This is a genomic window from Streptomyces coacervatus, assembly GCF_029223485.1.
In the GTDB taxonomy this organism is placed as follows: Bacteria; Actinomycetota; Actinomycetes; order Streptomycetales; family Streptomycetaceae; genus Streptomyces; species Streptomyces coacervatus.
The window spans coordinates 795,202-808,613 of the sequence record NZ_JARHTP010000002.1 but is presented as its reverse complement, the minus strand read 5'-3'; the positions used below and the strand labels follow the sequence as shown (position 1 = coordinate 808,613).

Sequence of the window (13,412 nt, the reverse complement as noted above, 5' to 3'; positions counted from 1 at the left end):
TTGACGTTCATCCGTTGTACGGCCGGCCCCCAGCTCGCGCGCTGCTGGAAGACTCCCAGCGAGTCCCGGTCGCCGTAATTGAGGTTCTGCATTCCGGACTCGACCAGCCCCGCCTCGAACGCGGTGAGCAGGACCTTGTCCGAGGCGCCGAGCTCTCTGCCGACGAGCAGGACCACCTCGAATAGCCCTGGCAGGGGCGGCGGTGCCGCGGGAATCCCGTTGTCGCAGACGATCAGGCTGGCTAGGTTCGGCCCCATGACGGATGACGAACCCACGCGCGCCGCGCGACTGCTGGATGCCCAGGCCAAGGCCGAACGGCTCTTCACGGAGATCGAAGCACGTGGGCTCGTCGCACCCGGCCAGGGGGAGCGGGCGGTCAGCGACCGCGTACGGGACCTGGCGAACGAGCTGTTCGGCACCACCCGGCACTGGCACAAGCGGATCGTCCGGTCGGGACCGAACACGCTGATGCCCTACCGGGAGAACCCGCCGGACCGGATCATCGGCGCGGACGACATCGTGTTCGCCGACTTCGGACCCGTCTTCGAGGAGTACGAGGCCGACTTCGGCCGGACCTTCGTCCTGGGCGACGACCCGGTCAAGCATCGGCTGCGGGACGACCTGCCGAAGGTCTTCGCCGCCGGCAAGCGGTACTTCGAGAGCGATCCGGACATCACCGGGAAGCGGCTGTACGCCGAGGTGGAGCGGCTGGCCGCCGACGCCGGCTGGGAGCTGGGCGGCTGGCACGCCGGGCACCTGGTCGGCGAGTTCCCGCACGAGTGGATCGACGGGGCCGACGTGGAGTCGTACATCACCCCGGCCAACGACACACCACTGCGCCGCACCGACAAGGCCGGGCGCGGCTGTCACTGGATCCTGGAGATCCATCTTGTCGACCGGGAGCGGGAGTTCGGCGGTTTCCACGAGGAGCTGCTCACCCTCGGCACACCGAAACCCCAGGGGGCCGTGCATGCTGCTGCGTCAGCTGGAATACCTGGTCGCACTCGCCCGTGAGCGGCACTTCGTCCGCGCGGCGGCCGCCTGCTATGTCTCCCAGCCGTCGCTGTCCGCCGCGATACGGCGGCTCGAACACGAGCTGGGTGTGCCGATCGTGCGGCGCGGCAGAAGGTACGAGGGGCTGACTCCGGAGGGCGAGGTGGTCCTGGCGTGGGCGCACCGCATCCTCGCCGAACGCGACGGGCTGCGGCAGGAGTTGTCGACGTTGGGCGATGGGCTGACCGGCACCCTCCGCCTCGGGGTGGTTCCCACCGCGCTGCCCATTGCGTCCTTGCTGACGAACCCGTTCTGCGAGCGCCACCCCCGGGCCCGGGTGAGCATCGAGTCACTGTCCTCCACCGAGATCACGCGCGGGCTGACCGAGTTCGAGCTGGACGCGGCGCTGACGTACCTCGACGACGAAGCACTGGCCGGCCTGGGCCGGCTGCCCCTGTACGAGGAGCGGTACGTCCTCCTCACCCCGGTCGGCGGCCCGCTTGCCGGGGCGTCGACGGTCCGCTGGGCACAGGCCGCCGCGCTCCCGCTCTGTCTGCTGGGCCCGCGGATGCGCAACCGCCGCATCATCGACGAGTGTTTCGCCGCGGACGGCGCCAAGGCGATCCCCGCGATCGAGTCGGACACTGTCGCCGGGCTCTACGCGCACCTGCCCGGCGGGCGCTGGTCCAGCGTGATCTCGCACGCGTGGCTGCACATGTTCGGAGTGCCGGAGGGGATGCGGGTGGTGCCACTGGACGGTCCCGCGCACGGTCCCCGGGTGGGACTGGTGGTCGGCCCCGACGACCCGCCGTCCGTCCTCGCCGGCGCGCTGCTGACCGTGGCCAGGGAGGCGAACGTACGACAGGCCCTCGACGAACTCCTGCGCACCCACCTCGACGGACGCGGGTGATAGCCGCCGCCTATACGGACATAGCAAGGATCGCTTTGACCAGGGCGAACAGCGGCGAGGATCGTGAACTGCACCTTCCCGCAACGCCAGTTGAGGAGCCGCGACATGGCCAAGGTGCTCTGCGTTCTGTACGACGACCCCACCGACGGATACCCGACCACGTACGCCCGTGACGACCTCCCCGCCATCGGCCGCTACCCCGGCGGCCAGACCGCCCCGACCCCCGAGGCGATCGACTTCACCCCGGGCCACCTGCTGGGCAGCGTCTCCGGCGAACTCGGCCTGCGTTCCTTCCTGGAGAAGGCCGGGCACACCCTGGTCGTCACCTCCGACAAGGACGGCGACGGCTCGGTCTTCGACCGTGAGCTGCCCGATGCGGACGTCGTGATCTCGCAGCCGTTCTGGCCGGCGTACCTGACCGCGGAGCGGATCGCCGCCGCCGGGAACCTCAAGCTCGCCGTCACGGCGGGCATCGGCTCCGACCACGTCGACCTCGACGCGGCGATCGCGCATGGGGTGACGGTCGCCGCGGTGACGTACTGCAACAGCATCAGCGTCGCCGAGCACGTGGTGATGATGACGCTGTCCCTGGTGCGCAACTACCTGCCCTCCCACCAGGTCGTCCTGGACGGCGGCTGGAACATCGGGGACTGCGTGGCCCGTTCGTACGACCTGGAGGGCATGCACGTCGGCACGGTCGCCGCCGGGCGCATCGGCCTCGCCGTACTGCGTCGGCTCGCGCCCTTCGACGTGAAGCTGCACTACACCGACCGCCACCGGCTGCCCGAGGCGGTCGAGCGCGAGCTGGGGCTGGTCTTCCACGCCTCGGCCGCCGAGATGGTCCCGCACTGCGACGTCGTCACCGTCAACGCGCCCCTCCACCCGGAGACCGAGGGCCTGTTCGGCGACGAACTCCTCGCCACGATGAAGCGGGGCGCCTACCTCATCAACACCGCCCGGGCGAAGATCGTCGACGGGGATGCCGTCGAACGTGCCCTGTGCAGCGGGCAGTTGGCGGGGTACGCGGGTGACGTCTGGTACCCACAGCCGGCCCCCGCCGACCACCCCTGGCGCACCATGCCGCACCACGGCATGACCCCGCACATTTCCGGCTCCTGCCTCTCCGCGCAGGCCCGCTATGCGGCCGGCACCCGGGAGATCCTGGAGGCATGGCTGGCCGGGCGGCCGATCCGGGACGAGTACCTGATCGTCGACGGCGGCGCGCTGGCCGGCACCGGCGCCCACTCCTACTCGGTCACCAAGTGAAGCATCCTGCAGGGTTCCGGCGGCCGTCGAACAACTCGGGTGCGGATGGGCCGACTTGCCCCTATGGTTCCGTGCGAAGGACGGCTGTGGCGCCCTGCCGACAGCGGTCAACGGCGGACGGATCGGAGATGCGCGGGGAATGGCTTGTCGACTGTTCGCGCTCTGCTTCGATGCGAATCACCCGCTGCGTCTTGGGGAGTTCTGGTCCGGGCTCCTGGGGTGGGAGACGGCCGACGATCCGCACGACGGCGTCGCGCTTCTGCCCGGTGACGACACCGGGTTCCGCATCCGTTTCGCTCCGACCCAGCAGCAGAAGGCCGGCCAGAATCGGATGCATTTCGATCTGACGAGCACATCCCTGGAAGGCCAGCGGCAGACGGTGGCCAGGGCGCTGGAACTCGGCGGACGGCACATCGACGTCGGCCAGCGCCCGGAGGAAAGTCATGTGGTGCTGGCCGACCCCGAGGGCAACGAGTTCTGCGTCATCGAGCCGGGTAACACATTCCTCGCCGACTGTGGCTTCATCGGGGCGCTGGCCTGCGACGGTTCGCAGCAAGTCGGCTATTTCTGGAACGAAGCGCTGGGGTTTCCGTTGGTCTGGGACCAGGACCAGGAGACCGCGATCCGTTCACCGCACGGCGGTCCGAAGATCACCTGGGGTGGTCCGCCGGTGGCGCCGAAGACCGGGAGGAACCGGCTGCGTTTCGACCTCGCCCCACCTGCCGACGGCGATCAGAAAACGGAGGTCGACCGTCTCGTCTCCCTCGGGGCGACCCTCGTCGACACCGGTCCGGACGAGGCCGGTCGGGTGGAGATGGCCGATCCCGACGGCAACGAGTTCTGTGTGTTGACGCCCGCGCGATAGGCGGCCGGGGTGACGCCGTAGGTGCGGGTGAACCATCGGGTGAGATGGGCCTGGTCCGCGAAGCCTGCCTCGGCGGCCGTCGTCGACGGTGCCGAGCCCCCGGCCAGGAGCGCACGGGCTCGGCGCAACCGCAGATCGCGTTGGTAGTCACTGGGCGCGAAGCCGTACGCCGCACGGAATCCCCGGTACAGCGCGAAGCGACTGCAGCCGGCCGCCCGGGCCAGATCGTCGGCGGTGATGTTCTCGGCGAATCGCTGCCGCAGCAGACCGCGCGCCCGCCCATGGCGGCCAGGTCCACCCGGCCCTGCGGGTCCGGCAGACGAGCCGGACGGGTGGCGGCGCTGCGCGACAGGGCCAGTAGGGCGGCGGTGAGGCGTTCCTCGACGGCCAGGCGGGGCGCGTTCGCGACGGCCGCGGTGTGGAGGCGTGCCACGGCTCGGGCCAGGGCCGGGTCGTCCACCACCGGGGTGTCGAAGAGCGGCAGCCCGGCGCTGCGGGGAGCCGCGTCGTCCAGGACATCCCGGACCAGATCCTCGCCGAGGTGCAGCATCCGGTAGCGGTATCCGTGGTGGACGGCCGAGCGTCCGTCGTGCGGCTCGTCCGGATTGAACGCCATGACCAGGCCGGCCGCGCTGACGTGCCGCTCTCCTCGGCACACGAACGACTGGGCGCCGTCGTCGGTGACTCCGAAGGAGTACGTGTCGTGGGCGTGCATCGGATAGGCGTAGTGCTCGAAGCGGGCGTGTGCCCCGACGAGCCTGCACGGAACGCAGAACGGGACGGAGCGGGTCCGCCGGGCCGTCTACCGCGGATTCGCCCGCAGCGGTCGCGCACCGGGCGTGCCGGAACTCGCCGCCCTCACCGCACTCGCCCCGGACCAGGTACGTCAGGAGCTGCGCACCCTTCACGCAAGCCATGACGTGGTCCTGGACCCGCAGGACAACGACCACGTCGTGATGGCCCACCCCTTCACGTCCGTGCCGCTCGGCTTCTCCGTCATGGGGACGCACACGCTGTGGTGGGGCGGCTGCGGCTGGGACTCGTTCGCCATCCCCTACCTGCTCCACGCCGAGCCCGACGTCCTGGTCGCCACCCGCTGTCCGGCCTGCGACACCCCGCACGCCTGGGTGGTCGGCCGGGACGCACCCCCGCCCGGCGACCAGGTGGCCCATTTCCTCACCCCCATGCACCGGGCCTGGGACGATGTCGTGCACACATACGGCAACCAGCGCCTGTTCTGCTCCACCGGCTGCGTCGACACCTGGCTGCAGCGGACGGGCCAGCAGCGCGGCTACGTCATGGACCTGCCCACCCTGTGGTGCCTCGCCCGCGACTGGTACACCGGACGCCTGGAACCCGGCTACACCCACCGCGACCCGGTCGCCGCCGGCGCCTATTTCGCCGAGGTCGGGCTGCACGGATCATTCTGGGGACTGCCCGACTGAAGTCCCGGACCGTCCGTCCCGGCCAGGAACCGGCACACCGAAGCGCGGGCCGGAAGTGATCCCGGCCCGCGCCTTGTTCGTCAGTTTTCAGCGACCGACGGTCAGCCGAGCAGCTTGCTCGCCAGGGTCGCCGCGTTGTACGAGCCCCAGCCCGTGGTGAAGTCCCAGCCGGTGGCCGCGGAGTAGGCGCCGTTGCTGCCGCTGGTGATGTCGTGGAAGCCGGTGCCGCTCGCCGTGTAGAGGGCGGGGTTGGCGAAGCCGAGGTTGGCCTTGCCGGCCGCCGCGGCCTGCTGGTTGTACAGGGCCGCGAACGCCGCCCACTCGGGCGCCGCCGCGCTGGTGCCGCCCACCGAGGACCAGGAGCCCTGCGAGTAGATCGAGACGCCGGGGCTGGGGTTGGCGTGCGCCGAGACGTCCGGGACCTGGCGGAAGCCGCCGCCCGCGCTCTTCTGGACGGCCGTCTGCCAGCTCGGGATCTTGAAGACGGAGGACTTGCCGCCACCGCCGCCGGACCAGGCCACCTCCTTGCTGAAGGCGTTGGACGAGGTGACCGTCAGCTTGGTGCCGCCGACACCGGTGACGTACGGGTCGCTGGCCGGGTAGTCGACGGAGGTGCCGCCGTCGCCCGCGTCGTCGGAGCCGTCGTCGCCGGAGGCCGCGTAGAAGCCGAGGCCCTCGGCGGCGCCCGCCTTGAAGACCGCGTCCACGGCGTTGATGCCGGAGGTGGTGCGGGCGCTCTCGGCGGCGCCCCAGCTGATCGAGGTGGTCGGGATGCCGCTGTCGACGATGGCCTGGTAGGTGTCGACCTCGCCCGCGTCGGAGTTGGGGCCCTCGAAGACGGTGACGTTCGCCGTGGGGGCGATCGCGTGCAGGACCTCGATGTCCAGCTCGACCTCGACCTGTCCGTCACCGAGCGCGCCGGAGCCGCCGTCGACCTTGGACACGGTCGGGGTGGGGGAGCCCAGGCTGTAGTTGTTGTCGTATGTCGTGATGTTGGACTGCTGGAAGCCGTCGAACTCCAGCAGCGCGATCTTCTGGCCGCTGCCGGTGTACGTGCCGGAGACGTTGTAGCCGCCCTTGAGCTGGGCCGGGGTGTAGCCGCCGCCAGGGCCGTTGTGCGGGTTGACGGTGGAGGGCGCCTGGTGGTGCAGGGTGAGGCGGTTGTTGAGGCCGGCCACGTCGCTGACGAGGGAGGCGACGGAGGCCGGCAGGGTCGGCGCGGCCTCGTTGGCGTAGAACGAGCGGCCCGACGCCGTGTCCTTGAAGGTCGACAGCTTGGTGCCGAACGCCTTCTGCAGCTGGGCGGCGGTGCCGCTGGCGTCGACCAGCAGGTTGCCCGAGTGGACCTTGCCGATGGTGAGCCCCTGCGCCCGCAGGTAGTCCTTGAGCTGCTTGACCTCTGCGTCGGTCCGGCCGAAGCGGGCCGCGAACTGGCGCTTCGTCAGATAGTGGCCGTAGGAACTCGACCGCGGGTTGCTGACCTTGGCGACGAAGGTGTCGAGTGCCTTGTCGTCTCTCGGAGTCAGGCTGATCGCCACCGATATCCGCTTCCCGGCGGCGACGGTGCCGGTGCGGGTCGCGTTCTTGTTCAGGCCCTTGAGGACATCTCCGGTGATGGCGGCGCGAGTTGCGTGCGGCTGGGCGGTGCCGGCGGCGTACGCGGCGGGAACGGCGGCGGCGAGCAGGGCCGGCACGGTGACCAGACCGAGCAGTTTCAGGCGTGACTTCACTGAGGTCCTCCGGAGGAGTGGGGGGTGGTGTCCCGGAAGCGGAACCGAACGGAACGGAACGGCTTCAACGTAGGAACATCAGCCCCACCCGCATAAGCGGGGGAACCCTTGCTTCACGTGTTAACAACTGATGTCACGTGAACGGCGGATGTCGCGTCAGCGGTCACGTCAGCGGCACGTGATACGTCAGCGACGCGTGTCGAGCGTGCGGGCAGTCCGGACCCGGCTGGGCTGACTGACCGTCACTGCCTGTGCTGTGGGCCTGACTTGGTCGTCGTCGCCGGGATTTACGGCCGCCGCCCCGGATGCGATGACGGCGACCGCCATCGCATGGGCGAGCGCGGTGCGCGAGCGGACACCGACCTTGCGGTAGACGCGTGACAGGGCACCCTCCACCGTTTTGACGCTGATGAAGAGCTCCGCTGCGACTTCCCGGTTGGTGGCCCCGCCGCCGACCAGTTCGGCGATCCTGGCTTCCGTGGGGGTGAGTTCGGGTCTGCCGGCGCCCGCCTCACCGCTGCGGTCCCCGGCTTCGAGCCGCGCCAGCTCGTCCCCGGCCCGCGCCGCCAGCGGTGCGGCGCCGATCCGTGTCGCGGTCTGCAGCGCCTCGCCGAGGGCCGCTCGTGCCGCGGTCCTGCGGCGTGAGCGGCGCTCGACCGCGCCGAGGGCGATCAGGGTGCGGATCAGCTCCACGGGCAAGGGGAGTTGGCGCAGGCGGTCCACCGCGGCACGCAGCCGTACCGCCCCTTCCTTCGCCCGGCCGAGCCCCGCCTCACGCAACCCCTCGGCCCTATCCAGAGCCGCCAGTACGCTCCCGGGCGTATCGCCCGACAGCCGGGTGCGGGCCTCGCCGAGCACCGCCCCGGCGGCATCCGTCTCGCCCAGGATCACCAGGGCTTCGGCCAGGTCGCCGTACCAGTGCAGCAATGGCGGATCGGCGGCGCACATCGCCTCGCCGAGCTCCTTGACGCGGTGCAGCGCCTCGACCGCGGCCGCCGCTCCCCGCGGGTCGCCGCCGAGCAGCTCGGCCTGCCCGAGCACCGCCAGCGCGCGCAGCAGGAACAACCGGTCGCCGTCCGCCTCCGAGGCCCTTACCGCCTGCCCGGCCAGCCGCCGGGCCTCGTCGGCGGTGCCACCCGCGGTCGCCGCGAGCGCCGCCGCATACAGCGCCGGAGCCGCCTGTACGCCCGTCTCGGCCAGGGCGCGCGAGCAGCGGGCCGCGGTGCGCAGCGCTTCCCGGCAGTCCCCGGCGCGCACCTGGATACGGGTCAGTGCCACCAAGGTCGCCATGACCTCCTCGACCCCGGCGAACTCGCCGATGTCCGCGAGGAGTTCGCCGACCTGCTGCCCGGCCTCGGTGACCTGGTCGGAGTCCAGGGCGAGGATGGCCCGCATCCGGATCAGCCCCCAGCTCTCCGGGCCCGCGCCGGCGCCGCCGACCAGCGCGAGCGCCTCGTCGAGCGCGGCGCCGGCGGCGACCGGTTCCCCGGTGAGGGACCGCACCCGGGCGAGAGTGGCGAGCGCCCCGATCCGGGTGTCCGTATCGCCCGCCCGCTCCGCCTGTCGCGCAGCGTGCCGGGCGTGCCGGGCCGCGTCGGCCAACTCCCCGCACAGCAGGCCGCGTACGGCCGCCCAGTGGTGCAGCCAGGCCTCGGCCTCCGGGTCACCGTCCGCGTCGCGCAGGCCTTCCTCGATCAGGTCACGGGCTGCGCCCAGTGCCTGCCCGGCGTTGCGCAGCAGGATCAGCCGGGCCCGCACCCGCTGCCGTGCCGAGCCCGCCCCGGCGAGGACGGTCTCGGCCGCCTGCCCCGCCTCCTCCAACTGCCCAGCGTCGCAGGCGTATTCGGCCGCGGCCAGCAGCCGGTCGGCGCGGTCCGCGGGGCGGCCGCCGGGAGTGCGCCGGGCGGCGAGCCCGGCCAGTTCGAAGGCGGCCTCGGGTGCGCCGTCGCGGCGGGCGGACTCCGCGGCGGACAGCAGCGTGCGAGCGGTGGCCTCGTCCTCGTACGGGTGCGCGAGGGCCAGGTGGCGGGCCTGCTCCACGGGCTCGGTGACCGCGCGGGCCAGCAGGGCGTGCGCCTGCCGGCGGCTGTACTCGGCGGCGTCGGCACAGACGGCGGCCCGGATCAGCGGATGAGCGAAATGTACGGTTCCGTCGGCGTCGGTGGTCGCGACACCGAGCCGCTCGGCCTCCGCCAGGTCCGCGGCGGGGTCGGGGAGCCCGGCGGCACGCAGCACGGTGAGACTGGGGCGGGCGGCGGTGCCGGCGACGAGGAGGGTGTGCCGCGCTGCGTCCGGCAGCGCACGCACCTGGCCCAGCAGCAGAGTGCGCAGTCTCGGGGGTACGGGTAGGGCCAGGCCGAAGCCGACGGACCCTGCCTCGCGCGGGGCCGCCCGCCCCAACTCCAGTGCGTACGACGGGTTTCCGGCGGCGGTTTGCTGGATCGCCCGCAGTACCGCCGGAGGCGGATCGGCACCGATGGCCGTGCGCACGAGGTGGGCCACCTCGCCGTCCGCCATGGGCGGCACCGCGAGCTCGACGGTGCCCGGCGGGCAGCAGCGCAGCCGTCCGGGCTGCTCGCCCTCGGCCACCCGCTCGGCGGCCACCACCCGGATGTCGAGGCCCCCGACCCGTCGTACGGCGAAGGCGAGTACCTCGGCGCTCGGCTCGTCGAGCCACTGCAGGTCGTCGACGGCCAGCAGGACGGGGCCGGTGGCGGCGAGGATGTGCAGCGCTTCGAGAACGGCGACGCGCACCGCGAGACGGGCCTGGCCGCCGACCGGTTCCGGACCGCGCAGCAACGCCGCCCTCAGCGCCGCCCGCGGCTGGGGCGCCAGGGCCTCAAGGCAGCTCTCCGGCACCCGCGCGAACAGGTCGACGAGCCCGGCGAACGGGAGCCGGGCGTCCTCCTGCGCGGGCGAGCAGTGCAACACCGTGCCGCCCGGCCGGTCTTGCCCGGCCGACGACGCCAACAGGGCAGCCAGGAGTGTGGACTTGCCGATCCCCGCAGGACCGTGCAAGAGCACTCCGGGACGGACCGCCAACTCGGCCCGGGCGGCGTCGAGCAGCGCGCGGCGCCCGGTCAATGACGGTTTCCGCACGGCAGCCGCACGCCTTCTGCCCCGGCGGCAGCAGCGGTCTTCGTCCCAAGGCATCGCAGCATGTGCACATGACAACCTTCGCGGATCACGGTTGTCAATGCGCTCCGGCGGTCCCGCGCCTGCCGGTCACGAGGTGCGTCTGAGGACGACGTAGCCGTAGGCGGCGCCGTCGATCGTGTAACGGGCGTTCGGGTGGAGCTGGCTGGCGTACGCCTGGGCGTCGCCGACGAACTTGCTGGAGTTGTTCAGGGCGATGTAGTCGGGGGTGACACCCCGGGTGCTGCCGAGCCAGAAGACGCGGCAGCGGGAGGTGAGGCGGCTGATGGGGCCTATGTTGGCCTCGACGGTCGCGTCGTCCGGGATGCGGTCCAGGGCGCGTTCGATGCGGGGGACACCCTCGGGCGTGTCGTAGGTGACGGACTCCGCCAGTGCGGACAGCGGGAGCGTGGTCGTGAGCGCCAGCGCGGCCCCCGCGACGGCCGCGGGCACGTGCTGGGCGTACGAACGCAGGCAGGGCCGGGAGCTCACACGCGACCGGGCGAGCGCATCGACGAGAGCCAGTGCGACGACCGGCATCAGGACCGCGCTGTAGTGCCAGTCGGTGCCCCAGTAGTGGTCGTCGGCGGACAGGAAGCGCCAGCCCAGGGTGGGCAGGGCCACGGCGAGCAGCGGTGAACGCAGGGCGAGCAGACCGCTGGTCGGCAGCAACAGCCAGGCCAGCGTGCGGAGTTTGGTGCCCGTGCCGTCGAAGAGGGAGAAGCCGGTGTCGACCTTGGTCCAGTAGGCGTAGCCGCCGCCCGCGTTGAAGGCGGGTATGACGACGGTGAGGGTGACGAGGGTGGCGGTGATGCCCAGGACCGCCACGGCGAGGGCGTACAGAAGGGTGCGCGGGGAGGAGCGGTGCGAGCGCAGGGCGACGACCAGCGCGATGGCCGCCACCGTCAGGCCCAGGTCCTCCTTGACCAGCACCAGCGGCAGCGCCCACAGCAGCGCGGGCCACCAGCGGCGGAACACAACCGCCTCCAGGCTGAAGGCGATCAGCGGTACGGCGAAGCAGATCTCGTGGAAGTCGAAGTCGACGGCCCGCTGCAGGCCCCAGGACAGTCCGTACGCGATCCCGAGGACGAGCCCGCGCGGTCGCCCCAGCAGCCCGGCGGCCGCGCGGGTCACCGGCACGGCCGACAGCGCGAACAGGGCGGCCTGGGCCACGAGCAGCGTGAGCGGGGAGGGGAAGAGCCGGTAGACGGGGGCGAGGAGGGCCAGGACCGGGCTGAAGTGGTCGCCCAGGATGTTGAATCCCGGCCCCTTCAGATCGGCGACCGGAGCCTGCAGATGGGCGTACGCGCGGACCACCTGCTCGAATATGCCCAGGTCCCAGGAGCGGGTCGCCAGATGCTGGTACCGGCTGATCGACAGGATCGCGTACGCGGCGAACAGGACGGCCGCCAGGAGCCAGGGGTCGCGTCGGTGAGGCGGACGGGGGCGCCGGTCACGCGGTGGAGGCGTGACCGGCGCCGGTATCCGGGGCCCTGGGAGAAGTGAAGTGGGGGCGTCCTGCTGGGTGTTGGGCACAGTGGGGGGTGTCCTTAGGAGCCGGGATTCGGTACGACCACGGCGGCGGACTGGTCCGCGGAGCCGGTGGGGGTGGTGGTGACGTCGGGGGCGGAGCTGTCGCTGCCGTGTGCGGACGGCGTGCCCGTCGCCCGCCCCGAGGGCCGTGTCGCGGTGGCCGAGGTGCTGCTCGCTGCCGGGCGCGTGGGGGTCGAGCTGATCGTGGGAGCGGAGGCGGCGGGCGACTGCACCGCGGAGGAGGCCGAGGCGGGAACGGACGGCGAGGACGTCAGGCTGGGCGTCGGCGTGGGCGGGACCACCGGCGCGGCGGGCCGCGGATCCGGCCTGAGGTGCACGGCGGCCAGGGCGCCGGCCCCGCCCAGCACGCACACCGCGCACGCGGCGGCGGTGGCCAGGACCCGGCGCCTGCGACGGCTGCCCAGGGCCTCGATACGGGCCACCGGCACGGGCACCAGCCGGCCGTGCACATCGGCGGCCCGCTTGAGGGCGGAGGCCAGCGCGACGTCCTGTCCCCGTTCGCGGGGCTCGGTGGGCTCAGACACCGTGGTCCTCCTTGAACGCGGCATCGGACAGCTGGGGGGCGAGCGCGGCACGGGCCCGGGAGAGATGGGTCTTGACCGTGCCGGTGGCGATGCCCGTCTCGGCGGCGACCTGCTCGACGGTGAGGTCGCAGACGTAGTGCAGGACGGCGATACGGCGCTGTCGTTCGGACAGCTGCCGCAGCGCCGCCACCAGGGCGACCGTGCCGGGATCGGGGCCCGCGGCAGTGCCCGTCCCACCGCCCGCATGGCGCCGCCAGGCCTCCAGGGAGCGGCCCCGCCTGCGCCACCTGCTCACGGCGAGCCGCCAGGCGACGGTCCGGATCCACGCCTCGGGCCCGGCGTCCCGCTCGAGCCGCCCCCGCCTGGTCCAGGCCCGCACGAACGCCTCCTGCACCACGTCCTGCGCCTCATGGAGGTCACCGGTCATCAGGTAGAGCTGACCGACCAGGGACTGCCGGGAGTGCGCGTAGAACTCCTCGAACTCCTCGACGGTCATGGGGCTCCCCGATGGTGATCACCTTGCACGGTCTGTACGCCTGGGGGCGGGGACCCGGTTGACAGCGCACCGGAATTTTTTTCCGCATCACGCGATACGGCCCAGGAGTCGCGGCACGGCCCGGGAAGCGCAGGTGACGGCAGAAGCACGGCGATCACCAGTCGGCGCGGCTCGGATCGCACAGCGCCAGGCCGTGAGCGTGCGGGCACCGTACCAGGAGCCGAAGAGACAGGCACAGCGGAGGACGGCCGAGAGGGAGGACGATCACGCTGAAACCGTAAACGATCAACGGTGGCCGACTCCGTCCGCCCACGGCGGCGACCGCGGCCATGACCAGGCCGAGGACGAGCACGGCGGTGCCGACGGCAACCCGGCCGTCGGCCCGCACCGGGGCGCAGCCGAGGAGATCGGCGGACGACCGTCCGAAGTCCCCGTGCGCGCCCCGCCCCGCGATCAGGCCCGCATCGGCATCCGCAGACCCCGCTCGGCGGCCC

At 72.2% G+C, this 13,412-nt stretch carries 9 protein-coding genes and 3 pseudogenes; 5 read left to right on the top strand and 7 right to left on the bottom strand.

Translation table 11 applies throughout. From position 1 onward, the window contains the following. Positions 1-255 precede the first annotated feature (255 nt). The 4 genes and pseudogenes from P2Q00_RS07270 to P2Q00_RS07255 all read left to right on the top strand — a co-directional run. Positions 256-942 (top strand): annotated as a pseudogene (locus P2Q00_RS07270) (M24 family metallopeptidase); the annotation flags it as partial. A gap of 28 nt (positions 943-970) precedes the next feature. After that, entirely contained in the window at positions 971-1,903 is a 933-nt protein-coding gene (locus tag P2Q00_RS07265; RefSeq protein ID WP_275770650.1) for a LysR family transcriptional regulator, read from the top strand. 105 nt (positions 1,904-2,008) lie between these two features. Then, positions 2,009-3,169 (top strand): NAD-dependent formate dehydrogenase, encoded by a 1,161-nt coding sequence (locus tag P2Q00_RS07260; RefSeq protein WP_275770649.1) that lies wholly within the window; start codon positions 2,009-2,011, stop codon positions 3,167-3,169. Between the two features lie 139 nt (positions 3,170-3,308). Then, positions 3,309-4,034, top strand: a complete 726-nt coding sequence (locus P2Q00_RS07255) for a VOC family protein (protein ID WP_275770646.1) — start codon at positions 3,309-3,311, stop codon at positions 4,032-4,034. A gap of 50 nt (positions 4,035-4,084) precedes the next feature. On the opposite strand, the pseudogene P2Q00_RS07250 reads toward P2Q00_RS07255, so the two are convergent. Both P2Q00_RS07250 and P2Q00_RS07245 read right to left on the bottom strand, forming a co-directional pair. After that, positions 4,085-4,225 (bottom strand): annotated as a pseudogene (locus tag P2Q00_RS07250) (helix-turn-helix domain-containing protein); the annotation flags it as partial. 230 nt (positions 4,226-4,455) lie between these two features. After that, a pseudogene (locus tag P2Q00_RS07245) lies at positions 4,456-4,749 on the bottom strand (AraC family ligand binding domain-containing protein); the annotation flags it as partial. Positions 4,750-4,873: 124 nt separating this feature from the next. Between P2Q00_RS07245 and merB the strand changes: the two are divergent. Beyond that, positions 4,874-5,479 (top strand): organomercurial lyase, encoded by a 606-nt coding sequence (gene merB / locus P2Q00_RS07240; RefSeq protein WP_275770645.1) that lies wholly within the window; start codon positions 4,874-4,876, stop codon positions 5,477-5,479. A 101-nt stretch (positions 5,480-5,580) separates the two neighbouring features. Here merB and P2Q00_RS07235 read toward each other — a convergent pair whose 3' ends face one another. The 5 genes from P2Q00_RS07235 to P2Q00_RS07215 all read right to left on the bottom strand — a co-directional run bounded on the left by P2Q00_RS07235 (position 5,581) and on the right by P2Q00_RS07215 (position 12,918). Beyond that, positions 5,581-7,209: a S53 family peptidase gene (locus P2Q00_RS07235; protein WP_275770643.1), complete on the bottom strand. Its 1,629-nt coding sequence runs from the start codon at positions 7,207-7,209 to the stop codon at positions 5,581-5,583. Between the two features lie 186 nt (positions 7,210-7,395). Then, positions 7,396-10,293 carry an AAA family ATPase gene (locus P2Q00_RS07230; RefSeq protein WP_275770642.1) on the bottom strand — a complete coding sequence of 966 codons (2,898 nt, stop codon included), beginning with the start codon at positions 10,291-10,293 and terminating at the stop codon, positions 7,396-7,398. 141 nt (positions 10,294-10,434) lie between these two features. Then, positions 10,435-11,880, bottom strand: a complete 1,446-nt coding sequence (locus P2Q00_RS07225) for a DUF2079 domain-containing protein (protein ID WP_439145898.1) — start codon at positions 11,878-11,880, stop codon at positions 10,435-10,437. A 14-nt stretch (positions 11,881-11,894) separates the two neighbouring features. Beyond that, positions 11,895-12,422 carry a hypothetical protein gene (locus P2Q00_RS07220; RefSeq protein WP_275770639.1) on the bottom strand — a complete coding sequence of 176 codons (528 nt, stop codon included), beginning with the start codon at positions 12,420-12,422 and terminating at the stop codon, positions 11,895-11,897. Further along, positions 12,415-12,918, bottom strand: a complete 504-nt coding sequence (locus tag P2Q00_RS07215) for a SigE family RNA polymerase sigma factor (RefSeq protein ID WP_275770637.1) — start codon at positions 12,916-12,918, stop codon at positions 12,415-12,417. Before P2Q00_RS07215 ends, P2Q00_RS07220 begins: the two co-directional genes overlap by 8 nt. Positions 12,919-13,412 lie beyond the last annotated feature (494 nt).

Bases quoted from the DNA above. Each gene is read 5' to 3' on its own strand.
- P2Q00_RS07265 (WP_275770650.1), top strand. From the start codon at position 971: ATGCTGCTGCGTCAGCTGGAATACCTGGTCGCACTCGCCCGTGAGCGG.
- P2Q00_RS07260 (WP_275770649.1), top strand. From the start codon at position 2,009: ATGGCCAAGGTGCTCTGCGTTCTGTACGACGACCCCACCGACGGATAC.
- P2Q00_RS07255 (WP_275770646.1), top strand. From the start codon at position 3,309: ATGGCTTGTCGACTGTTCGCGCTCTGCTTCGATGCGAATCACCCGCTG.
- P2Q00_RS07215 (WP_275770637.1), bottom strand. From the start codon at position 12,918: ATGACCGTCGAGGAGTTCGAGGAGTTCTACGCGCACTCCCGGCAGTCC.